Below are 21971 nucleotides of genomic sequence, written 5' to 3'. Positions count from 1 at the left end.
GAAGTTAATGTTTGTATATGAATGAAAATTTAGACCCAACAGGAGATTCTTTTTCATCGGAAGAAAAAGATATTGAACGCGCATTAAGACCGCTGAGTTTTGATGATTTTGCTGGTCAAGACAAAATTTTAGAAAATCTTGATGTTTTTGTTAAGGCAGCAAATCAACGTGGCGAAGCCTTAGACCACACCTTGTTACACGGACCACCAGGGTTGGGTAAAACAACTTTAGCGCATATATTATCCAATGAGCTAAACTCAAACATCAAAGTCACTTCAGGGCCAGTCATTGATAAACCCGGTGATTTAGCAGGTTTATTAACCAATCTAGAACCTAGAGATGTGTTGTTTATCGATGAAATTCACCGGTTGAGTTCTGTGATTGAAGAGTATTTATACTCTGCAATGGAAGACTACAAGATTGATATCATGATTGAAAGTGGTCCCAACGCGCGAAGTGTTCAAATCGAACTTAATCCTTTTACCTTAATTGGTGCGACAACACGTTCTGGACTATTGACTTCGCCAATGCGTGCTAGATTTGGAATTTCAAATAGATTAGAATATTATTCAACTGAATTATTATCAGACATCATTCAACGCAGTGCTGCTATTCTCAATGTGCCAATTTCGCTCGAAGCAGCTATAGAAATTGCCGGTAGGAGCAGAGGGACACCAAGAATAGCCAATGCCTTATTGAGACGAATTAGAGACTTTGCACAAATTAAAGGCTCCGGTAAAATTGATATTGAGATTGTCAAATACGGTTTAAAAGCTCTAAATGTCGATGCTTACGGTTTAGATGACATGGACAATAAAATTTTAACGACCATTATTGATAAATTTAAAGGTGGTCCAGTTGGTCTGTCTACACTCGCAACAGCAGTTTCAGAAAATGCTGAAACTATAGAAGAAGTTTACGAACCATTTTTGATTCAAAAAGGATTTATTCATCGTACACCTCGCGGAAGACAGGTGACAGAATTAGCATTTTCACATTTGGGAAAAATGCCTTCTAAGGGCAATTCCTTATTTTAATTATTGATTTATAATGAAAGCACTTTTACAAGACGCTTATGGATTTATTTTTGAAGACGAATTGATAGATGAAATCCATAAGGTTGGTATTTACAAACAATTTAAACAAAACGATACTATTATAGAAATTGGCGATTACCTCAAATCTATGCCTTTGCTCATTTCTGGAGCTATAAAAGTATTGCGAGAAGATCAAGATGGTGACGAACTTTTACTCTATTTTTTGGAACGTGGCGATACCTGTGCCATGACTTTAACTTGTTGTATCGGCAATGCGCAAAGTGAAATTCGTGCCATAGCTGAAAGCGATACCGAATTATTGATGATTCCAGTCCAAAAAATGGAAGAATGGACCGCAAAATATACCTCTTGGCGACAGTTTGTATTTGAAAGCTATCAAAATCGATTGAGCGAAATGTTAGATACACTGGATACGATTGCCTTTTTAAAAATGGATGAACGGTTGATGAAATATTTAAGAGACAAGGCAAAAATAAACCAAAATGAAACCCTAAAAATTACCCATCAACAAATTGCTTATGAATTGCACACGTCTCGTGTTGTCATATCCAGGTTATTAAAAAAACTTGAAATAGACAATAAGATTAAGTTACATCGTAATTCTATAGAAGTCATTGACTTATGAGGCCTAAAACCAAAAAAGACCTCCTTTTTGTTGGACTGCAGTTTCTTTTGTTTTTTGCTTTTATAATTGATCTTAAATTTTATACGCTTCCGCCAGTATTACCAGATTTTGTTTTAGGTATTTGTTTAGCACTTGCAATTGTGATATTTGTCTTGAGTATTTTAGTACTAAACACAAATTTGTCTCCATTTCCCACTCCAAAAACCGATTCTAAATTGATAACCCATGGCATTTTTAAATACATTAGACATCCCATTTATACTTCTATAATGTTGGGATTATTATCCTGGAGCCTTTACAAAAACTCTATTTTTCAATTGTGTATTGCTTTGATTTTAGTTGTTTTATTTTATTTCAAATCAAAATATGAAGAAGCGCAGCTTCAACATAAATTTCCTAACTACAAACGCTATAAACAAAACACCGGGCGGTTTTTACCTAAACTATTTTGATACTATATCATGATTTTAAAATTTATCTCAACATTCTTTATCTGAAGATTTAAACCTTAAATCCTGCTTATTTCAAACAAATTGTTGATTTTTGCAGGTTGTTAATTAATTATTGAAAATGAAAAATAAAAAAGTAGATATAAATACTATTATAGGGTATGTATTGATAGTTGGCTTGCTCTTTTGGATGATTTATACGCAACAAGATAATCTCACTGAAGATACGCCTAAAGCAGAACCTAAGCAAACCGAAGAAGTTCAACCGCAGTCTCAAGACAAATCCAGTATAGCACAACCTTCTGAAAGTCAGGAGCAAAAAATACCTCAGATCGATTCAATAAAAAATAATCAACTTCAAAATTTAAAAGGCAGTTTTGATTATGCCAATATCAATGCCAATGATGAGATAACAACTATTGAAAATGAAGTTTTACAACTTAAAATTGCCAACAAAGGCGGTCAAGTTGTGGAGGCTAAAATGAAACAATTTGATACCTACAAAGGAGATCCCGTCTTTTTAGTCAAAGACAACAATACAAAATTCAATATCCAATTTCAAGACAAGTCTGGTCGTATTATAAATACAACAGATTACTATTTTACACCAGAATTGACCCAAACCGATAACGGTCAACGCTTATCAATGAAACTTAAAGTTTCAGAAGATCAATATCTTGAATATGTTTATCAGATGAATTCTAACGATTATATGTTGGATTTTGATATTTACTCACAGGGCTTAAAGGAAGTGGTTAACTCCCCTCAAGAACCTCAACTGAATTGGTTTTTAAAAGGATTTCGTCATGCTAAAAGTATTTCCTATGAAAATCGTTATACAGAGATTGTTTATCAATACGAAGGTGATAAAGACGACTATACTGGTCAGGGCGATGTGGCTGAAGAAGAAGATTCGGATGTAGATTGGATTGCTTATAAACAACACTTTTTCACCAGTATCTTGCTCAATGACCAGCCTTTTGAAAAAGCTAAAATGATATCAAAAAATTTAGTTCAAGACGAACAAGTAGATACGCTTTATACCAAATCTTTTGAATCTCAAATGCCTATCAAATTCAAAAATGGTGAAATTGCTGAGTCTATGAACTTTTACTACGGACCGGCAGATTATAAAGTTCTTAAACAATACGATAGAAATTTAAACGAAATTGTGCCTACAGGCTGGGGAATTTTTGGTTGGATAAACGAAAATATTTTTATTCCATTTTTTGGGATCCTAAGTGGATTTTTAGGGAATTATGGTTTAGCCATTATTTTGATGACCATCGTGGTGAGAATAGTGCTTTCGCCGATATTGTACAAGTCCTATCTCTCTCAGGCTAAAATGAAAGTCTTGCGACCTGAAATCAATGAGATTAATGAAAAGCATAAGGACAATGCCATGAAACGTCAACAAGAAACGATGGCACTTTACAGTAAAACCGGCGTGAGTCCGATGAGTGGGTGTTTGCCGGCTTTATTACAAATCCCAGTGTTTTATGCTTTGTTTCAATTTTTCCCAAGTGCTTTTGAATTAAGGCAAAAAAGTTTTCTTTGGGCAAAAGATTTATCTAGTTATGATACCATTTATGAATGGGATACATACATACCATTGATATCTTGGGTATATGGAAATCATATAAGTTTATTTCCAATTTTAGCCTCGATTGCGATTTTCTTTTATATGACGATGACTACAGGTCAAAACATGCAAACTTCTCAGCCCGGTATGCCCAACATGAAAGTGATCATGTACATTTCTCCGGTAGTTATGCTGGTTTTCTTTAATAATTATGCCAGTGGTCTTTCTTTATATTACTTCATCTCAAATCTAATTACCATCGGCATTATGCTGGTCATAAAAAATTACATTATTGACGATAAGAAAATTTTGGCCAAGATTGAAGCCAATAAAAAGAAGCCTAAGAAAAAAGGAAAATTTGCGAAGAAGATGCAGGAAATGATGAAGCAAGCTGAAGAACGCAAAAAGTTGAACAACAAATAAAATGCTTTCATGTTAAATCTGTATTCTGCTCAAATCGAGCACTTATCAATTCATCGCGTTGGCAACAAAAGCCGTAATGAAAACTATTTTTTGTCTAAAGATCCTTTTACAGTCGATGATGAATTAATGCCTCTATTAAAAGAATATTTTTTTAAACCTTTTAGAGATAAAGAAGAAAATTACTATCAATTTAAGCACGAAGCCGATTTAGAATTTCACGATTTATACCAAATGATTCGTAAGGGATTTAATAATCCTTTAGAACTTCACGACATTTCAAAACAGATCACCAAATATTTATTTGAACAATCTAAACATCAGCACATCAAGAGCGGAGAAGTTTACGTAACTTATCTTGAAAATGTGTTGGTTGATAACCAAAAAGTTGAAGCTATTGGGATTTTTAAAAGCGAATTAAAACACGATTTTTTGCAGTTTGATAAAAATCAAGACAACTTAAAACCTCGACTTGAGCAAGGCGTTCACCTTAATAAATTAGACAAAGGCGCATTGATTTTAAACGTAGAAAAAGAAACAGGCTATAAAGTATTATCGATAGATTCTAATAAATACGACACCAAATATTGGTTAGAAGAATTTCTTGGGATTGACTTTTTCGCTGACGAAAATTTCTATACCAAAAAGTATCTTAAGTTCTGTGAGAATTTTGCCAAAGATGTCGTAAGACCTGCAGAAGATAAGCAACAAGAAATGATGTTTATGAATAAAGCCGTCAACCATTTTGCGAGCAATGAAGATTTTGAAGAGTCTAAATTTCTCAACGAAGTTTTAGACAATCCACAATTACATCCGGAATTTAAAAACTACAAAACCGATAAAGCCCCAAAATATAATATTGAAGATTTATCTAATTTTCCTATTTCAAATACCGCGGTGACTTCAGCCCGTAAAAAGATGAAAAACGTTATCAATCTCGATACCAATGTGCAAATCAAAATGGATTTTGTCAATTCAGAAACGGCAGAAAAATACATTGAAAAAGGCTGGGATGAAGACCGTCAGATGTATTACTATTTAGTCTATTTTAACAAAGAAGAGCAATAATAAGACTTTTACTGTTTCTTTTTATTACATTTGAAATAAACCAACCTAAGATGAAAAGAATTTTCTTCATATGTATTCTTGTATGGAGTTTTTGTCAAAGCTATTCTCAAAATCAATTTTCATCTAAAGTTTACTTTTCAGAACAGATAGCTACAAACATTAACCATTATAAGTACAAGATCAAGAAAGCTAAAGCTGCAAATGATTATCCTGAAGTTGCAAGACTGTATAAAGATTTTATAAATCAAAAACTGATTGGCTCGTATCTCGATGACTTTAATGTTGATTGCTTTAATCGCAAAAAAAACAACTTAGGAGATTTTGAGAAACCCTTAGTTCTTTTGACTTATGCGGATTGGTCAGGCCCAATTCAAGAAGAAATTGAGCTTTACAATAGTTATGTTGAGGTACTTCACGACAAAATTGACTTTTTGTGTCTCATTTGGGGCAGTAGAAAAAAAGCGCGTCGCATGAGAAAGTTGTTTCATAAAAAAACTGAAATACTCTATGTCAATGAATTGCGAAATCGGGATGAACATACGGTCAGAATGCTTAAGCATGCACTTGGTCTGCCAACTATAATTTTGACCAATGCAGAAAAAAAGATCATAGATATTATAAAACCTACTCCAACTTTCCCAAATTTGTTTCAATACAAGTTTGAAGAAAATTTTACGCAAGCTATAAATATGATTAAAGATTCTAAGTAATGACTTGCAGCACCATTAAGTAATGAAAGAAACTGCCCAATAAAACAAACACATGCCAAATGACGTGATGATATTTTAGATTATGCATCACATAAAATAAAATTCCAGAGGTATAAAAAAATCCTCCTAAGCCCAAAAACCATAAAGTTATGCCCTCTACATTTTGATAAAACACATCAATATCTATAATTATGAGCCAACCCATAATTAGATAGAGTAGAAGCGATATTTTTTCAAATCTTCCGGTAAAAAATAGTTTTAATATGAGCCCAAGTAATGTTAAAGACCAGACTATGCTTAATATTAATAATCCATAGCTATCTTTTAAAACTGAAGTACAAATGGGTGTATAAGTTCCTGATATTAGAATATAAATGCTGATATGGTCAAGTTTTCTCAATAATGCTTTATAGGCTTTATGATTTACGCTATGGTATATTGTTGAAGCACTGTAGAGCAATATCAAACTTAATCCATAAATTAATACATATAAAAAATCTATTTTTTCCTCATCATAATTTGAGACTAAAACGAGGAGACCCAAAAAAGATAATACAATGCCTAAACCATGCGTAAATGTGTTTAGAAACTCTTCGTGTTTAGACTGAATTGCGCTCAAAAATTTTTTCAGCGAAAATACTTTAAATTATAGTCATACCAAACCTTCTATAAAAAGCGGTTGATTTTAAATGAATGATAAAGTCCTCAAAAAAATTATCCTTTGGTTCGAGTAACTTCAGGTGTATGGTTGATGACGATTGATATCTCCAAATTGTAATCTTCAAATAAAGATGAAATGTCGGGCTTACTCCTCAAAACAGCTATTTGGAATTCAGCATGTAAAATAGACAACCTTAGACACTTATCCTTAAAAGATTTTTCATTTTGAATATCGTCATATTTTTTATGGTATATTTTAGCCAATAGTTCTTCTGTTGTTGTACTATACAATGACTCTGGTTTTATGATATTTTGTATAAACTTGCATTGAGGATTGGCGACAATACAAATTTTTCGGACTCCTTTGTCACATACCAGAGATTTAATTTGTTGAATTTGTATTCTATCGAAAGAGAATGAACCACCAAGAGAGGTGAGAAAAAAGGGATTATCTTTATATTCCTTTCTTAACTTAGGCTCTAAGAACCATGTTGGACATAACAGAAAAAGTCGTTTTGTAGATCTAAATTTGAATAACCAAGCCATAAATTTTTAATCACAAATTTGTAACATTTAAAGCATTTAATTATATTTATACTTTTAATTTAGAGCATAAATAAACACAATGAATTATACTTTACATCAATTACAAGTATTTGTAAAAGTCGCCGAACTCAAAAGTGTTACAAAAGCCTCCGAAGCTTTGCATTTGTCTCAACCTGCGGTCTCTATTCAGCTTAAAAATCTCCAAGATCAATTTGAAATACCTCTAATAGAAGTCATTGGTCGCCAAATACATATTACTGAGTTTGGTCATGAAATTGTAGAATCTTCAAAAAAAATTCTCAAGGAAGTCAATGATATTAATTACAAAACTCTTGCCTTTAAAGGACAGTTGGTAGGTCAGTTAAAAATATCTGTAGTGTCCACCGGAAAATACGTCATGCCTTATTTCTTAAATGAATTTGTAAATGAGCACCCTGGCATAGAATTGAATATGGACGTGACCAATAAACTTAAAGTTGTCAAATCTTTAGAGGATAATGCTGTAGATTTTGCTTTGGTTTCTACACTGCCATCTCACATAGACGTAAAAAGTGAACCTCTAATGCCAAATACACTTTTATGGGTAGCAAATCAAGACTATGATTTCCAATACAAAAACAACCTCAACGCCTTAAAGAAGGTACCACTTATCTTTAGAGAATATGGCTCTGCCACACGACATGCCATGGAGACTTATATGAAATCTTATGATTTTCCAGTCGGTAAAAGGCTTGAATTAACCTCTAATGAAGCTGTAAAACAAGCCGTTATCGCAGGACTTGGAGTGTCATTGATGCCAATAATTGGCTTGAAGAATGCACTGCTAAACAACATTGTTAAAGTTGTGCCCTCAAAAAAATGTCCCATTACAACAGAGTGGAATTTAATTTGGTTAAAAAGTAAAAAGCTTTCACCTGTGGCTCAGGCTTACCTTGATTTTATCAAAAAAGAAAAACATGATATCATCGACAATAAATTCAATTGGTATGAAGATTATATAAGCTCACTTTAAGCAATTATATAAAATATATTAATATATATGTTTGTATATATAAATAAAAACTTATTGTTATTTATTTTTAGTTTTGCTGAAAAACTAAACCATGACACCAATTACAATTGCAAAGGGCGATGGCATTGGCCCAGAAATAATGGATGCCACATTAAAAATTTTAAATTATGTCAAAGCACCCCTTAAGTACGAGGAAATCAGTATTGGAAAACAACAATACTTAGCGGGCAATACTTCAGGCATAGCACCAGAGAGTTGGCAAACCATTTTAAACAATAAAATATTACTTAAAGCACCAATAACTACACCTCAAGGGAGTGGTTATAAAAGTCTGAATGTAACTTTAAGAAAAACACTTAATTTGTTTGCCAACGTTAGACCTTGTAAGAGTTTTCATCCTTATGTTAGAACCAAGCATCCAGAAATGGATGTTGTCATCATAAGAGAAAACGAGGAGGATCTCTATGCGGGTATCGAGCATCGGCAAACTGATGAAGTCGAGCAATGCCTGAAATTAATCACTAGACCGGGATGTGAAAAAATAAGTCGTTATGCTTTTGAATATGCTAAGTCTAATAACAGAAAACGCGTAACCTGTTTTACAAAAGATAATATCATGAAACAAACCGATGGATTGTTTCACAAGGTTTTTAACGAAGTAGCAGAAGACTATCCAGAAATTGAAAGTGACAACATGATTGTCGATATTGGAACAGCCAAACTTGCTGAACGACCAGAGGATTTTGATGTTATAGTTGCACCAAATCTATATGGCGATATCATATCAGACGTCACAGCTCAAATTTCAGGCTCTGTCGGCTTATGTGGGACTAGTAATATTAGTGAAAAATGCGCAATGTTTGAAGCCATTCACGGATCGGCTCCTGATATCGCTGGACAAGGTATTGCCAATCCTTCAGGTTTAATCATGGCTTCTGTTCATATGCTTAACCATATCGGTTATGGAGATATCGCTCAAAAAATAGAAAATACCTTATTGAAAACATTGGAAGACGGCTACCATACCAAAGATATTTATCAAGATAAGCTCAGCAAAAAACTTGTGAATACTGGTGAATTTGCAGAAGAAATTTGTAAAAATCTAGGTAAAACGCCAAAACAATTAAAGAAAGCAGATTACAGCCAAAATTCAGAAATTAAATTCCATCCTTACAAACGAAAAACCTATGATAAGAAAAGTGTAGGTGTTGATATTTTCATACATTGGAAAGACACAGATGCTGAACAGTTTGGTAATGCGCTCGCTAAAGCAGAAACCGATGTTTTAAAATTAATTATGATCACCAATAGAGGTGTAAAAGTTTGGCCAAAAGGTTTCAAACAAACATTTTGCACAGACCATTGGCGTTGTCGATTTGTATGTGATGAAGGAGATGACATAAACCCTCACGACTTGGTTGCGCTGTATTCATCATGCATCTCAAAAGGCTTTGATGTGATTAAAACAGAAAACCTGTATTATTTTGATGACAAACCCGGTTTTTCTTTAGGCCAAGGCCAATAATTAAGTTACATATAAAATGAATGCTATCCGAATATTGTATATTTGGATAGCATTTTTAATGATTTAAACTTTTAAATAATTCTCTTTAATCCAAAATCTATTGTTTTGAATTACACCTTGATTAAGGTTAGTCATCGACCTACTCAAGATTAGATTGTATTAATAATAATCGATTATTCCTTTAATACATGTTATATGAAATTTCTTATCCTTTTAGCTTTATTAAGCATACCCGCAACATTTTATGAACAATCCTCTGAAGAAGTAGTCCATGATTTTTTTAAAGCCCTCAATCAAAAAGACATACAAGCTATTGATAGTGTTACAATAGATGATTTAAAATTGCATAGTTTTCAACCAGAGACAGTGCCTTCATTTAATACTTCTACAAAAAAAGATTTCATTGATGGGCTAAAAGCTATACCGGCAAATATGAGTTTTGAAGAAAAAATATTTGATATAAAATCTATAGAAACGGAGTATCTTGCTCAATATACTGTTCCATACAAATTTTTCATTAATGGTGAATTGTCTCATTTTGGCACTAATGTTTTGACTTTAATAAAGAAAGACAATCAATGGATGATAAGTTATATTGCAGATACAAGGATTAAACCTTAGTCAAAACAGCTATCTTAACAATCGCTCATATTAACTTGAACTGCAAGACCGCCTTCAGAAGTTTCTTTGTATTTATGATTCATGTCTTGAGCTGTTTCCCACAAAGTTTTAATGACTTTGTCTAGTGGGACTTTTGCTTTAGTAGCATCAGATTCAATTGCAATTTCAGCAGCATTTATGGCTTTAATAGCACCCATGGCATTGCGTTCTATACAGGGGATTTGAACCAAACCTGCAATAGGGTCACAGGTTAAACCCAAGTGATGTTCCATGGCTATTTCACTAGCCATCAAAACTTGCTCTGGAGAACCACCCATAACGTGTGTTAAACCAGCAGCAGCTATAGCAGAAGATACACCTATCTCTGCTTGGCATCCACCCATAGCTGCAGATATTGTTGCTCCTTTTTTAAACAAACTGCCTACCTCACCGGCAACAAGCATAAATTCTTTAAGATCCTCAAAAGAGGCTTGATGGTTTTCTATAGTCATATAGTACATCATCACTGCAGGAACTGTACCGGCACTTCCATTTGTTGGAGCCGTGACCACTCGGCCTAACGAAGCATTTACCTCATTGACAGCAATCGCAAAACAGCTGACCCATTTTAAAATTTGTCTAAACTTGACCTCAGTTTGTCTTATGGTTTGTAACCATTCTTGGGCGTCATTGTAAGTGTCAAAATGCTCACCCAATAGATTTTGGTTCATTTTTAAAGCTCTTCGCGAAACATTTAAACCACCTGGCAGCTCACCACCTGTGTGGCATCCGACGTACATAGAACCTAACATTACATCCCAAATATCCTTCAGGCCTTGATTAATTTCATCTGGAGATCTGAGCGACTTTTCATTTTCAAGCACTATTTCAGCAATGTTCTTCTTTTCTTTTGAACAAAAAGCCAGTAATTCTTCACCAGATTGAATAGAAAATGGAAAATGTTTAAAATTTTCTATTTTTTGTTTGGCTTTTTTTCTTTCCTCTTTGACAACAAAACCACCACCAATTGAATAAAATGCGTCTTGATGTATAGGTCTTTGGTTTTTAAATGCCCTAAAAATTATCCCATTAGGGTGAAAATCTAAAAATTCACTTTTGAACTCTATATCTTTTTGAAAAACAAAATCTATAGACTGTTGTTGACCCAAAATTAGTTTAGATTGGGATTTTAAGGTATTAATTTCAGAATCGATGGTTTTTATAGGCATTTTTACGGGATCAAAGCCCATTAAACCTAACGCAATTGCCACATCTGTAGCATGACCTTTGCCTGTAAGAGAAAGAGATCCGTAAAGTTCTACTTTGACTGCGTCAATATTTTGTAGAGCCTTCAATGCTTTTAATTCTTCAACAAAAAATTGTGCTGCTCTCCATGGTCCAAGCGTGTGTGAGCTTGATGGCCCAACACCAATTTTTAGCATATCAAAGACACTGATACATTCAATTTTTTTCACCCGTATTTAGTTTTTACAAAGATGAGTATTTTTAAGTATAGATGTTTAAATTTAAGTTTAAATTCAAAGATTATTTAAACAGGTGTTAAATTCAATTTTTTATCATTTAACAAATAAAAAAATTTCTTATTTGAGAATCAGTGTAAAATACTAAAATACAAATATTTATATATCTTTTGATTTATTTTAGTAGCATGTTTTATTGAGATAAAAACGCTGTTCAATTTTTTTGTTCAAAATTTCGCCTACTTTTGCAAAGACAAAATAACACCAGTATGCCCAAAAATTTAGTTATTGTAGAGTCACCGGCAAAAGCTAAAACCATAGAAAAATTTCTTGGTAAAGATTATAAAGTAGAATCGAGCTATGGTCATATAGCAGATTTACCGCAAAAAGAACTTGGGGTAGACGTAGAAAATGATTTTCAACCTAAATACGTTGTCAATTCTGATAAAAAATCTGTTGTATCAAAGCTCAACAAAGCCGCAAAATCATCAGATACTGTATGGCTAGCCAGTGATGAAGATAGAGAAGGTGAAGCTATTGCATGGCATTTGTACGACGAACTCAAACTTGATGATACAAAAACCAAGCGCATTGTATTCTCAGAAATTACAAAACCTGCGATTCAAAAAGCTATAGAAAACCCAAGAGGTATTAATTATAATTTAGTCAATGCCCAAAAAGCCAGGCGAGTTCTAGACCGCCTTGTGGGTTACGAATTATCACCGGTTTTATGGCGAAAGGTTAAGGGAGGTCTGTCTGCTGGGCGTGTCCAATCTGTCTCTGTTAGACTTATCGTTGAACGTGAGCGAGAAATTAGAGATTTTAAAACCAAAACATTTTATAAAGTAGAGGCTCAATTTAAGACACAAGCAGGGTCATCTTTTAAAGCAAGACTGCCAAAGCGATTTGATGCCTTTGAAAAAGCTAAAGCATTTTTAGAGCAATGTGTAGATGCTCATTTTAAAGTTGCTGACCTTGATAAAAAACCTGCTCAAAAGAAACCTGCGCCACCTTTTACGACCTCTACACTTCAGCAAGAAGCTGCTAGAAAATTGTACTTTCCTGTAGGCAAAACCATGTCAATGGCACAAAGGCTCTATGAAGCTGGTCACATTACTTACATGAGGACAGACAGTGTTAACCTGTCAAATCAGGCTAGAGCTGGTGCAGAAGCAGAGATTACATCTGCATATGGCAAAAAATATCACCAAAGTCGAAACTACAAAGGAAAGTCTAAAGGTGCACAAGAAGCTCATGAGGCAATAAGACCAACAGATTTTTCAAAACATGAGGTTCCAGCCGAGCGCGACCAACAACGGTTGTACGAATTAATATGGAAAAGAGCTATTGCTTCTCAAATGAGTAATGCGCAACTGGAAAGAACCAACGTAAAAATTAAAGCCGATAAACATCAAGAAACATTTGTAGCTAAAGGTGAGATGATTAAGTTTGATGGTTTTTTAAAAGTATACCTGGAAAGCAAAGATGAAGAAGACGAAGAGCAAGCTGGTATGCTGCCAAAAATTATGACAGGCGATCAACTTGACCCAATTGCTATAGAGTCGACTCAAGGCTTTACACGTCCGCCTTCCCGCTACACAGAAGCATCGCTAGTCAAAAAACTTGAAGAACTAGGTATTGGTCGACCTTCAACATATGCTCCAACTATTTCTACTATTCAAAATAGAAAATACATTGAAAAATCAAATATTGAAGGTCAAAAGCGACCTTATAAAAAATTGATTCTCAAAAACAATCAGATCAAAGAAAAGACCCTACCTGAAACCACAGGTGCAGACAAGGGTAAATTAATCCCCACTGATGTAGGGATGGTTGTCAATGACTTTTTGGTCAATCATTTTGAGGGGATTTTAGATTATAATTTTACAGCTAAATTAGAACAGAACTTTGACGAAATTGCACAAGGTGAGGAAAAATGGACTGAAGTTATTCAAGATTTTTACAACAAATTTCACCCTAACGTTGAAGACGTCGCTAAAAATGCTGAAAGAGAAGTCGGAGAACGCATATTAGGAGAAGATCCTAAAACTGGGAAACCTGTAAGTGCAAGGTTAGGAAAATATGGTCCTATGGTTCAGATTGGGTCTGTAGAGGATGACGAAAAACCTAAATTTGCGGGTCTCAGACCTAACCAGACATTAAACTCGATCACCTTCGAAGAAGCTATGGATCTCTTTAAGCTTCCTAAACATTTAGGAGAATATAAGGGAGAAAAAGTAGAAGCCAATGTTGGTCGCTATGGACCGTATATAAGATTTGGTAAAAAATTTGCTTCTATACCCAAAGGTGAAGATCCTTTAGAAATCAATTATGACAGAGCGGTTGAAATTATAAAAGCCAAAGAAAAAGCCGATGAACCAATATATTTTTATAAAGGTGAAGGCGTCCAAAAAGGAAAAGGTCGTTTTGGACCGTTCCTAAAATGGGATGGGATGTTCATCAATGTCAATAAAAAATATGATTTTGAAAATCTATCTGAAGCTGATATTATAGAACTTATCGATGATAAAATTCAAAAAGAAAAAGATAAACTTATCCACCATTGGGAAGATGAAGGCATTAAAGTCGAAAAAGCCCGTTGGGGAAGATTTAAAGTCAGTCAAGGTAAAACTAAAATAGAATTACCTAAATCTACAGATGCAAAGGCTTTGACCCTTGAAGAAGTCAAAGCTATGTTGGAGAAAAAGAAACCCAAAAAAACCAAAAGAAAGACAAAATCTAAATCTAGATCAAAGTCTGCTAAAAAATAATAAAGGTGTTTGACTTTTTAATTGATAACCCAACTGATTTTTCCGAAGCTGTCCAACAATTAGAAACAACTCAAGTTGGATCTAAAGTGACGTTTTATAATCAAGTTGACGATATTAAAGATTTTGATTTTGTCGTGATTTGTGTCGATGAAAGCCGAGGAAACCCTGACAATAATACAAGCATAGATTTTGAACATATTAAATATGCGTTTTATGAGCTTCAATTGGGTAATTGGGAGATATCTATTTTAGACCTAGGTGTCATCAAACCTGGAAATGAGATATCTGATACTTTTTATGCGCTTAGACAAGTGGTTAATTTTGCTTTAGAGCATCACACCTTACCAATAATACTTGGTGGCTCACAAGACATACTTTACTCGCAATATCGCGCTTATGACGGTGTTAAGTATATGATTAACATTGCAAATATTGACTTTAAATTTGATTTAGGGGATTCTAACGCCACTTTAAATCACGAATCTTACCTCAGTCATATGGTCGTTAATAAGCCTTACAATTTATTTAATTATGCCAATATTGGATATCAAACCTTTTACAACACACAGGAAGAAATTCATCTTTTAGATAAAATGTTTTTTGAAGCTTATCGTCTAGGAGATATAGTCAACGACATTAAAATCGTAGAACCTGTTTTAAGAGATGCAGATATTGCAGCTCTAGATGTAAGATGCATAGAAAGCCAATCGGTTTTACAAGATGAAATGCAGCCTAACGGTTTTAACAATAGAGAAATATGTGGTTTGTCAAGATATGCCGGTCTTAGTGATAAAGTGAGTTCTTTTGGAATCTATGAATTGCAGTATTTACATTCTCAAACCTCAAAAAAACTTCTTGGTCAAATTTTATGGTATTTTGTAGAAGGGACGCAATACAGACTAAAGGAAATTGCAGATGTCAATAACCCTAACTTTATAAAATATCAAGTTCCTGTAGATAATGAAACCTTAATCTTTTACGAGAGTCAAGTTTCAAGACGGTGGTGGATAGAAATTCCTTCAAATTTGAATAACGTTAATAATAAACTAAAACAACATACGTTATTACCATGTGATAAAGAAAACTACCTTTCTGCATGTAATCAAGAGTTACCTGAAAGGTGGCTCAAAGCCAAGCAAAAGAACGAATTTTGATTTTTTTTCAAATTTTAAGGCTTTATTAATAAAAATATTGTTTTTTTGTGAAACTGAAATAAACGTGAACTAAACAATTTTATATGAAATTTAGGATTTTAGTAAATTTATTTTTTGTTGTTGCTGTTCTGGCAAGTTGCGGAAACAACAACAAGGGACAACTTGTAGGAGTTGAAGGGAAACAGTGGTTTTCTGAAAGACCCTACGGAATGGTTAAAGTTGAAGGAGGTTCCTTCACGATGGGTAAATCTGATTATGATATTGCTGGTTTAAAAAATGCACCCATCAAAACAGTTACAGTCACATCTTTTTATATGGATGAAACTGAAATCACAAATGCTGAATACAGAGAGTTTGTTTACAATGTCAGAGATTCAGTGGTAAGACAAAAATTAGCCGAAGAAGCAGATCTAGCCGGAGGTGGCAATAACGCAAATACCAACCAAGGTGGTGGAAACAATGGTAGAAGCATACAAGATTTCGCGTTTAAACCTGAGGCTGGAGCCCAAAAGGGCGGTTTGTTTGGTGGTGGAAATAATAATAACCAAAACCAGAATCAACAAACACCTTTTCAGGAATTTTCAAGACATTACGATCCTATGGATAGAACCTTAAATTGGGATGTAGATATTATATGGAAACCTTCGCAGTATCCTGACGAGAACTACGTATATGTGATGGATGAATTTTACCTAGACAACGAAGATTCTTATAACGGAGAGAGAATGCTAGATGTCAAAAAGTTTGTTTACAGTTACAAAACTGTAGATTTAGAAAAAGCTGCGCGTTCCAACAAAAAATTATCTACTCAAATCGTAGAGAAAAATGTACCTGTGTACCCAGATACTACGGTATGGATTAAAGATTTCAACTATTCATACAATGAACCGATGCATAATAATTATTTTTATCATACAGCTTTTGATAATTATCCTGTAGTTGGAGTGTCGTGGGTTCAGTCCAAAGCTTTTGCAAACTGGAGAACTCAGCATCTAAACAAATACAACAAAGAAGCAGATAAAAGTAGATCTCCGGCGTTCAGATTACCATCTGAAGCAGAATGGGAATATGCCGCTAGAGGTGGTTTAGAATCAGCTACTTTTCCATGGGGTGGACCTTACACAAAAGATGATAGAGCTTGTTATCTTGCAAACTTTAAACCATTAAGAGGAGATTATGCAGCAGATGAAGCGCTTTATACTGTAGAAGCTGATGCATATAGACCTAATGGTTACGGTCTCTACAACATGTCTGGTAACGTTGCTGAATGGGTCAACACGTCTTATGATCCTGCAGCTTACGAATATATGTCTTCAATGAATCCTAATGTAAATAACAAGGAGAATAACAGAAAAGTTATACGTGGTGGGTCTTGGAAAGACGTGAGTTATTATATGAGAGTCAGCACTAGAGATTACGAATATGCAGATTCTGCAAGAAGTTACATAGGCCTGAGAATGGTACAAGATTACTTAGGGAATGGAATTACTAGAAATCAAAACACAAGAAATTAAACAATCAACAATAAAATCAATCAAAACAACAAAAATTTTTAAACTTTAAATTATGGCAAAGTCAAATACTTTTAAGAAAGGAATGAACATGGTATATGGTCTCGGAGCTGCAGTAGTTATTGTAGGAGCATTATTTAAAATCATGCACTGGCCCTATGGAGATTTAATGCTTATCGTTGGTCTTGTAACCGAAGCAGGTGTTTTTGTAGTATCTGCATTTGAACCTGTAGATACAGAGCTGGATTGGTCAAAAGTTTATCCAGAATTAGCCGGAGAAGATAGCTACGGTTCTGATGGAACATCTGAAGAAAAAGGTATGCTTTCTGAAAAATTAGATGAAATGCTAAAAGAAGCAAGAATTGATTCAAGTCTTATGGAAAGTTTAGGTGAAAGCATAAGAAGCTTTGAAGGAGCTGCCAAAAACTTATCTCCTACTACAGACGGTTTGAATTCTCAAAAAAAGTACAGCGAAGAGTTAACTTTAGCTGCTGCGCAAATGGAATCTTTAAACAACTTATATAAAGCACAGGTTGAATCTGCATCTAAACAAGCAGAAATCAATGAAGCAGTTGCTGATAATGCCGGTAAGTTAAGAGAACAAATGGAATCGTTAACGCAAAATTTAAATTCCCTAAATGGAGTTTACGGCGGTATGTTAAGTGCTATGCAACCTAAAGCCTAATTCGTTTTAACTATAAAAAACTAAAAAATAAATTATGGCAGGAGGAAAATTATCACCAAGGCAGAAAATGATAAACCTGATGTATTTGGTTTTCATTGCTATGTTAGCCTTAAATATGTCTAAGGAGGTTTTAACGGGTTTCGGTATTGTTAATGAAACAGTTACAGCAACCAATGAAACTTTTGAAGAGAAAAATAAAATTGCTCTAGAAGGCTTAAAAAAGAAAGCTATCGAATCCCCTGAACAATTTGATAGTATTGCCAAAGTAGCTGCGCAAGTATCTAGTATTTCAAACGATTATTACGCATACTTAGATGGCTTAAATGGCGAGTTTAAAGGTTCTGTAGAGGACCCTAAAGATTACGAATCAATGGATAAAGATTCTTACGTCAATGAGAAATTTATGATCAGTGGTAAATTGACAAAAGCAGGACAAAAATTTATGCAAAAAATGGAAGATTATCGCAATCAAATGAATCAACTCATAGGCAGTTCTTACCCCAAAGTTATCAGTAATGTTAAAGAAACTTTCAAGGAAAGTGATGTCGTTATAACTGATAATGACGGGAAGAAAATGGATTATATAAGCTATCACTACATAGGATATCCACTTATATCTACTATTACCAAATTGTCTACACTTCAAAATAACATTAAAATCAATGAAAATGAGGTGCTTTCTCAAATGTTTTCTGGACAGCTAGTTGAGATTGCTTCAATGGACAATTACTCTACACTTTTAGAAACGGAAAGAAGCGCCGTTTATCCAGGGAATAAATTTGACGGTAAGATTGTACTTGGACGTACTGACTCTACAACAGTACCATCTGAGGTTGACTTAAAAATTGATGGACGTCAACTGGAAAAAGGCAAAGATTTTGATATCGTTGGTGGAAAGGTAAAATTAAATATTACCGCCGGAAATCCAGGGGAGCACACAGTAGAAGGTAAACTTGTTTTTGCACAAGAAGATGCCGAAGATATTGAAGTTCCAGTGGAACAGACATTTCAAGTGATACCAAAACCAAACCAAGCTATAGTCTCTGCTGATAAAATGAATGTTGTATATCGTGGTATTGATAATCCAATTACCGTTTCTATGCCAGGTGTGCCAGAAAATAATATTTCTGCATCAGCACCAGGACACACATTCAGAAAAAAATCTGGGACTACTTATATATTAAAGCCTGGAGCTGGTAAAGAATTAGGAGTAAAAGTTAATGGTACTATCGAAGGTGAAACCTTTAGCAATACAACCAAATTTAGAATTAAATCTCTTCCGAGACCTACGCCCACTATTCGCGGTCAGGTGGCTCAAGGTGGTGCAATTAAATTGCCTCGTAAAGCTGTAGAAATCTCTCCAGTTGGAGCCATATTTGAAGATTTTGATTTTGATATTTCACCAGTGGTCAAGAGATTTACAATGAGTGTACCAGGCCAAGCCTCTGTTGTGGTAAATGGAGACAGATTGAATGCTCAAGCTAAAAAGACATTGGCTTTAGCTAAAACTGGCGATATCATTCAATTTTTTGATATTCGTGCAGATGTTCCAGGTGCCCAGGTTAACGTCAAAAGTATGCCTGCTTTACTTGTACAAATTACAAACTAAAATTTAAATACTTTATATATGCCAAGTCGTTTTATTTATTGTTTTGTTCTTTTATTCAGTATGAGTTTGAGTTTTGCTCAATCTAATATATTAAACGCAAGTTCTCCAGATGATATTGATAGAATAAATAAAGAACAAGAAGAACTTGATGACAGTAAGCCCTTGCCTTATGGTTATGTGGATAAACGTGACATCATGTGGTCTAAAATTGTTTGGGAAAAAATAGATCTCAACCAGAAACTCAATTACCCATTACTCTATCCTTTAGATTCAAACAGACTTGGAGAAGATAGACAATCTTTATTTCAGGTTTTGATAAACTGTATCAAAAAAGGTGCTACAGAACCAGATGCAGAAGATGCTATCACTGAAGTTTATTCAACAAGTTATTTTCAGCAGAAAAAGGATTATGATGAGATACAAAACTCTTTGAAAGCTATATTTTTACCAGACGTTGCATTAGATCTTCTTGGTCAATACGGCATAACAGGAACAGAAAACGTTCAACTGTTTTTAAATCGTGCATTAGCTGATGAATTAGGCAATTATCCGGATTTATATTCAGAGGATTTGATTAATCAAATGAAACCTTATGTTATACCAACTGAAATCACTGGAGCTGATATTACAGCTTATTTAATAAAAGGTATTTGGTATTTTGACAAACGTCAAGGTGCTTTAAAATACCGCCTGATTGGTATTGCACCTGCAGGATATGACATACAAACTCAAAATCCAACTTATTCAGGTGATCCTAAAGTTATCCCTTATTTCTGGGTATGGTATAAAGATGCCAGAAATGCTTTACATCAAGCAAAGGTCTTGAATTCTGAAAATGGCGCAAAACCTCTTACTTTTGACCATTTATTAAATTCTAGAAGATTTGATGCTGTAATATACAAGACACAAAATATCTATGAAGACAGAGAAATTGAAAATTATATTCAGGACAATGCATTAATGCAACTCTTAGAGGCAAGACGAATCAAGGACGAAATCAGAAATTTTGAACTTGATTTATGGGCCTATTAAACATGTATAAATACTAATTTTAACAACGCCTCTTTTTGTAAGAGGCGTTTTTTATTTTTAAACTTATGAAAGACTTTCTAATAGTAGGTTCTGGTTTGGCAGGATTGTCTGTTGCAAGACATTTAGAGTTTAAAAATGCTAGCTTTGATATTATTTCTGACACCACCCAACAATCATCTAGAATCGCAGGAGGAATTATAAATCCCGTTGCTGTAAAGCGGATGAAGCCAGCATGGCAAGTCGAAGAGTATTTACCTTATGCAAAGACATTTTATCAGTCAATAAATAATGCCTTTCAAGAGGAAATATATAGCCGCAAAATCCTCAACGTTTTCGTGCACGATATCGAACAAGAAAACAACTGGTATCAAGCTTATGATAAAGCACGATTAAAATCCTTCATATCTTCACAAGTTTTTAAGAATAAAAATCAAAATTTAAATATTGGTAAAATTGGCAAAATTAAAGCTGGAATCATCCATTTAACTACTCTATATCAATGTTTAAAGCACCATTATCAAAAACAATGGGTAAGCGAAACATTTAAACATGATAAATTAGAAATAAATGAAAGTTATTTAACTTATCAAAATGTGTCTTATAAGCATATAGTTTTTTGTGAAGGATTTGGCGTGACTCAAAATCCCTTTTTTAATCATTTAGGGATATATGGCAACAAGGGCGATTACCTTATTTTTAAATCTAAGGCACTTCAAATTAAAGAACTTTATAAGGCTAAATATTTTTTAATTCCTCTCAGTAAGGACCTTTATAAATTTGGGGCAACTTATCAGCGTAAACCCTTAAATCATGAGCCTTCCAATGAGGCTAGGTCACAAATGATGGAAGCTCTAGATAACATGATTAGTGTACCCTATAAAATTGTAAGACAAGTTTGCGGTATTAGACCAACTACAAAAGATCGACGACCTGTTGTAGGCACACATAAAAAACACAAAAATATTCACATCCTCAATGGTTTTGGAAGTCGTGGTGTGATGACAAGTCCTAAACTTGGTCAAAAGCTTGTTAAACATATTCTCACAGACGAAAAACTTGACCCCGAAATATCTATACGTCGTTTTGACGCTCAGATTTAGGTTTGTAACTGAAGAAGAGATTTATCCAAATATTTCGCGATAAACGCATCATGACGGGCATCAGCAAAATTAAAACTCCAATTATACTCATAAATGAAGCAAAAACCTCTAAGCCCATGAAAAAATAAGTGATAATAAAAGTAGCCACTGCTACTGCTACACCTAAAGCATAACTCACATACATGGCGCCGTAAAAAAACGAAGGTTCAATTTGATATTTTGTTCCACAATTTGAGCAATGCTCATGCATATCATGAATGTGATTTAACTTGTATGGATTACTTTCTTTATACATACTTTCTTCGTGACAAACAGGGCAACTCCCTGTAATGATACTATATATTTTAATTCCTTTCAGCATTTGTATGTTTTG

General features: G+C 34.1%; 20 protein-coding genes. 16 read left to right on the top strand and 4 right to left on the bottom strand.

Annotation, left to right across the window (positions count from 1 at the left end):
• The first annotated feature begins 17 nt into the window (after positions 1-17).
• The 6 genes from ruvB (at position 18) to FCN74_RS08440 (ending at position 5912) form a co-directional block, all read left to right on the top strand.
• On the top strand, positions 18-1037 hold the full coding sequence (ruvB, locus tag FCN74_RS08465; protein ID WP_138932165.1) for a Holliday junction branch migration DNA helicase RuvB: 1020 nt from the start codon (positions 18-20) through the stop codon (positions 1035-1037).
• 13 nt (positions 1038-1050) lie between these two features.
• Positions 1051-1683 carry a Crp/Fnr family transcriptional regulator gene (locus FCN74_RS08460; RefSeq protein ID WP_138932164.1) on the top strand — a complete coding sequence of 211 codons (633 nt, stop codon included), beginning with the start codon at positions 1051-1053 and terminating at the stop codon, positions 1681-1683.
• Positions 1680-2135, top strand: a complete 456-nt coding sequence (locus FCN74_RS08455) for a methyltransferase family protein (protein ID WP_138932163.1) — start codon at positions 1680-1682, stop codon at positions 2133-2135. The genes FCN74_RS08460 and FCN74_RS08455 overlap by 4 nt, the downstream gene beginning before the upstream one ends.
• Positions 2136-2253: 118 nt before the next feature.
• The gene (gene yidC, locus FCN74_RS08450; RefSeq protein ID WP_138932162.1) at positions 2254-4137 is read left to right on the top strand and encodes a membrane protein insertase YidC; all 1884 of its coding nucleotides are present in this window, start codon (positions 2254-2256) and stop codon (positions 4135-4137) included.
• A gap of 9 nt (positions 4138-4146) precedes the next feature.
• Complete coding sequence (locus tag FCN74_RS08445) at positions 4147-5202, top strand: nucleoid-associated protein (protein ID WP_138932159.1); 1056 nt, start codon at positions 4147-4149, stop codon at positions 5200-5202.
• 50 nt (positions 5203-5252) lie between these two features.
• Positions 5253-5912 carry a hypothetical protein gene (locus tag FCN74_RS08440; protein WP_138932157.1) on the top strand — a complete coding sequence of 220 codons (660 nt, stop codon included), beginning with the start codon at positions 5253-5255 and terminating at the stop codon, positions 5910-5912.
• Here the strand turns inward: FCN74_RS08440 and trhA are convergent.
• The gene (gene trhA, locus FCN74_RS08435; protein WP_138932156.1) at positions 5905-6531 is read right to left on the bottom strand and encodes a PAQR family membrane homeostasis protein TrhA; all 627 of its coding nucleotides are present in this window, start codon (positions 6529-6531) and stop codon (positions 5905-5907) included. The genes FCN74_RS08440 and trhA overlap by 8 nt on opposite strands.
• A 95-nt stretch (positions 6532-6626) precedes the next feature.
• Positions 6627-7118: a hypothetical protein gene (locus FCN74_RS08430; protein WP_138932155.1), complete on the bottom strand. Its 492-nt coding sequence runs from the start codon at positions 7116-7118 to the stop codon at positions 6627-6629.
• A 79-nt stretch (positions 7119-7197) separates the two neighbouring features.
• Here FCN74_RS08430 and FCN74_RS08425 point away from each other — a divergent pair, with 79 nt between their 5' ends.
• The 3 genes from FCN74_RS08425 (at position 7198) to FCN74_RS08415 (ending at position 10276) form a co-directional block, all read left to right on the top strand.
• Positions 7198-8130, top strand: a complete 933-nt coding sequence (locus FCN74_RS08425) for a LysR family transcriptional regulator (RefSeq protein ID WP_138932154.1) — start codon at positions 7198-7200, stop codon at positions 8128-8130.
• 91 nt (positions 8131-8221) lie between these two features.
• Positions 8222-9655 carry an NADP-dependent isocitrate dehydrogenase gene (locus FCN74_RS08420; RefSeq protein ID WP_138932153.1) on the top strand — a complete coding sequence of 478 codons (1434 nt, stop codon included), beginning with the start codon at positions 8222-8224 and terminating at the stop codon, positions 9653-9655.
• A 195-nt stretch (positions 9656-9850) separates the two neighbouring features.
• Entirely contained in the window at positions 9851-10276 is a 426-nt protein-coding gene (locus FCN74_RS08415) for a DUF4829 domain-containing protein (RefSeq protein ID WP_138932152.1), read from the top strand.
• A 14-nt stretch (positions 10277-10290) separates the two neighbouring features.
• On the opposite strand, the gene FCN74_RS08410 is transcribed toward FCN74_RS08415, so the two are convergent.
• Positions 10291-11730 (bottom strand): L-serine ammonia-lyase, encoded by a 1440-nt coding sequence (locus tag FCN74_RS08410; RefSeq protein ID WP_138932151.1) that lies wholly within the window; start codon positions 11728-11730, stop codon positions 10291-10293.
• Positions 11731-12005: 275 nt separating this feature from the next.
• Between FCN74_RS08410 and topA the strand changes: the two genes are divergently transcribed.
• The 7 genes from topA (at position 12006) to FCN74_RS08375 (ending at position 21598) form a co-directional block, all read left to right on the top strand.
• Positions 12006-14507: a type I DNA topoisomerase gene (topA, locus tag FCN74_RS08405; RefSeq protein ID WP_138932150.1), complete on the top strand. Its 2502-nt coding sequence runs from the start codon at positions 12006-12008 to the stop codon at positions 14505-14507.
• 5 nt (positions 14508-14512) lie between these two features.
• Positions 14513-15661: a formimidoylglutamase gene (locus tag FCN74_RS08400; protein WP_171047145.1), complete on the top strand. Its 1149-nt coding sequence runs from the start codon at positions 14513-14515 to the stop codon at positions 15659-15661.
• An 83-nt stretch (positions 15662-15744) separates the two neighbouring features.
• Positions 15745-17175, top strand: coding sequence for a T9SS ring complex lipoprotein PorK/GldK (gene porK / locus FCN74_RS08395; RefSeq protein ID WP_138932148.1), 1431 nt, complete (start codon positions 15745-15747; stop codon positions 17173-17175).
• A gap of 52 nt (positions 17176-17227) precedes the next feature.
• Positions 17228-17857, top strand: coding sequence for a type IX secretion system motor protein PorL/GldL (gene porL / locus FCN74_RS08390; RefSeq protein ID WP_138932147.1), 630 nt, complete (start codon positions 17228-17230; stop codon positions 17855-17857).
• Positions 17858-17891: 34 nt separating this feature from the next.
• Positions 17892-19466: a type IX secretion system motor protein PorM/GldM gene (porM, locus tag FCN74_RS08385; protein WP_138932146.1), complete on the top strand. Its 1575-nt coding sequence runs from the start codon at positions 17892-17894 to the stop codon at positions 19464-19466.
• A gap of 18 nt (positions 19467-19484) precedes the next feature.
• Positions 19485-20498, top strand: coding sequence for a type IX secretion system ring subunit PorN/GldN (porN, locus tag FCN74_RS08380; protein ID WP_138932145.1), 1014 nt, complete (start codon positions 19485-19487; stop codon positions 20496-20498).
• A 65-nt stretch (positions 20499-20563) separates the two neighbouring features.
• On the top strand, positions 20564-21598 hold the full coding sequence (locus FCN74_RS08375) for an NAD(P)/FAD-dependent oxidoreductase (RefSeq protein ID WP_138932144.1): 1035 nt from the start codon (positions 20564-20566) through the stop codon (positions 21596-21598).
• Here FCN74_RS08375 and FCN74_RS08370 read toward each other — a convergent pair.
• Positions 21570-21959 carry a DUF983 domain-containing protein gene (locus tag FCN74_RS08370; RefSeq protein WP_138932143.1) on the bottom strand — a complete coding sequence of 130 codons (390 nt, stop codon included), beginning with the start codon at positions 21957-21959 and terminating at the stop codon, positions 21570-21572. The genes FCN74_RS08375 and FCN74_RS08370 overlap by 29 nt on opposite strands.
• Positions 21960-21971 lie beyond the last annotated feature (12 nt).

Source organism: Mesohalobacter halotolerans, assembly GCF_006120725.1.
Classification (GTDB): Bacteria; Bacteroidota; Bacteroidia; order Flavobacteriales; family Flavobacteriaceae; genus Psychroflexus; species Psychroflexus halotolerans.
Note: the sequence above shows the minus strand (reverse complement) of the source record. Positions and strands in the feature narration are given on the sequence as shown.

Bases quoted from the DNA above. Each gene is read 5' to 3' on its own strand.
- yidC (WP_138932162.1), top strand. From the start codon at position 2,254: ATGAAAAATAAAAAAGTAGATATAAATACTATTATAGGGTATGTATTG.
- FCN74_RS08415 (WP_138932152.1), top strand. From the start codon at position 9,851: ATGAAATTTCTTATCCTTTTAGCTTTATTAAGCATACCCGCAACATTT.
- FCN74_RS08440 (WP_138932157.1), top strand. From the start codon at position 5,253: ATGAAAAGAATTTTCTTCATATGTATTCTTGTATGGAGTTTTTGTCAA.
- porN (WP_138932145.1), top strand. From the start codon at position 19,485: ATGCCAAGTCGTTTTATTTATTGTTTTGTTCTTTTATTCAGTATGAGT.
- FCN74_RS08425 (WP_138932154.1), top strand. From the start codon at position 7,198: ATGAATTATACTTTACATCAATTACAAGTATTTGTAAAAGTCGCCGAA.
- FCN74_RS08420 (WP_138932153.1), top strand. From the start codon at position 8,222: ATGACACCAATTACAATTGCAAAGGGCGATGGCATTGGCCCAGAAATA.
- FCN74_RS08375 (WP_138932144.1), top strand. From the start codon at position 20,564: ATGAAAGACTTTCTAATAGTAGGTTCTGGTTTGGCAGGATTGTCTGTT.
- ruvB (WP_138932165.1), top strand. From the start codon at position 18: ATGAATGAAAATTTAGACCCAACAGGAGATTCTTTTTCATCGGAAGAA.
- topA (WP_138932150.1), top strand. From the start codon at position 12,006: ATGCCCAAAAATTTAGTTATTGTAGAGTCACCGGCAAAAGCTAAAACC.
- porL (WP_138932147.1), top strand. From the start codon at position 17,228: ATGGCAAAGTCAAATACTTTTAAGAAAGGAATGAACATGGTATATGGT.
- FCN74_RS08460 (WP_138932164.1), top strand. From the start codon at position 1,051: ATGAAAGCACTTTTACAAGACGCTTATGGATTTATTTTTGAAGACGAA.
- FCN74_RS08455 (WP_138932163.1), top strand. From the start codon at position 1,680: ATGAGGCCTAAAACCAAAAAAGACCTCCTTTTTGTTGGACTGCAGTTT.
- FCN74_RS08445 (WP_138932159.1), top strand. From the start codon at position 4,147: ATGTTAAATCTGTATTCTGCTCAAATCGAGCACTTATCAATTCATCGC.
- porK (WP_138932148.1), top strand. From the start codon at position 15,745: ATGAAATTTAGGATTTTAGTAAATTTATTTTTTGTTGTTGCTGTTCTG.
- FCN74_RS08430 (WP_138932155.1), bottom strand. From the start codon at position 7,118: ATGGCTTGGTTATTCAAATTTAGATCTACAAAACGACTTTTTCTGTTA.
- FCN74_RS08370 (WP_138932143.1), bottom strand. From the start codon at position 21,959: ATGCTGAAAGGAATTAAAATATATAGTATCATTACAGGGAGTTGCCCT.
- porM (WP_138932146.1), top strand. From the start codon at position 17,892: ATGGCAGGAGGAAAATTATCACCAAGGCAGAAAATGATAAACCTGATG.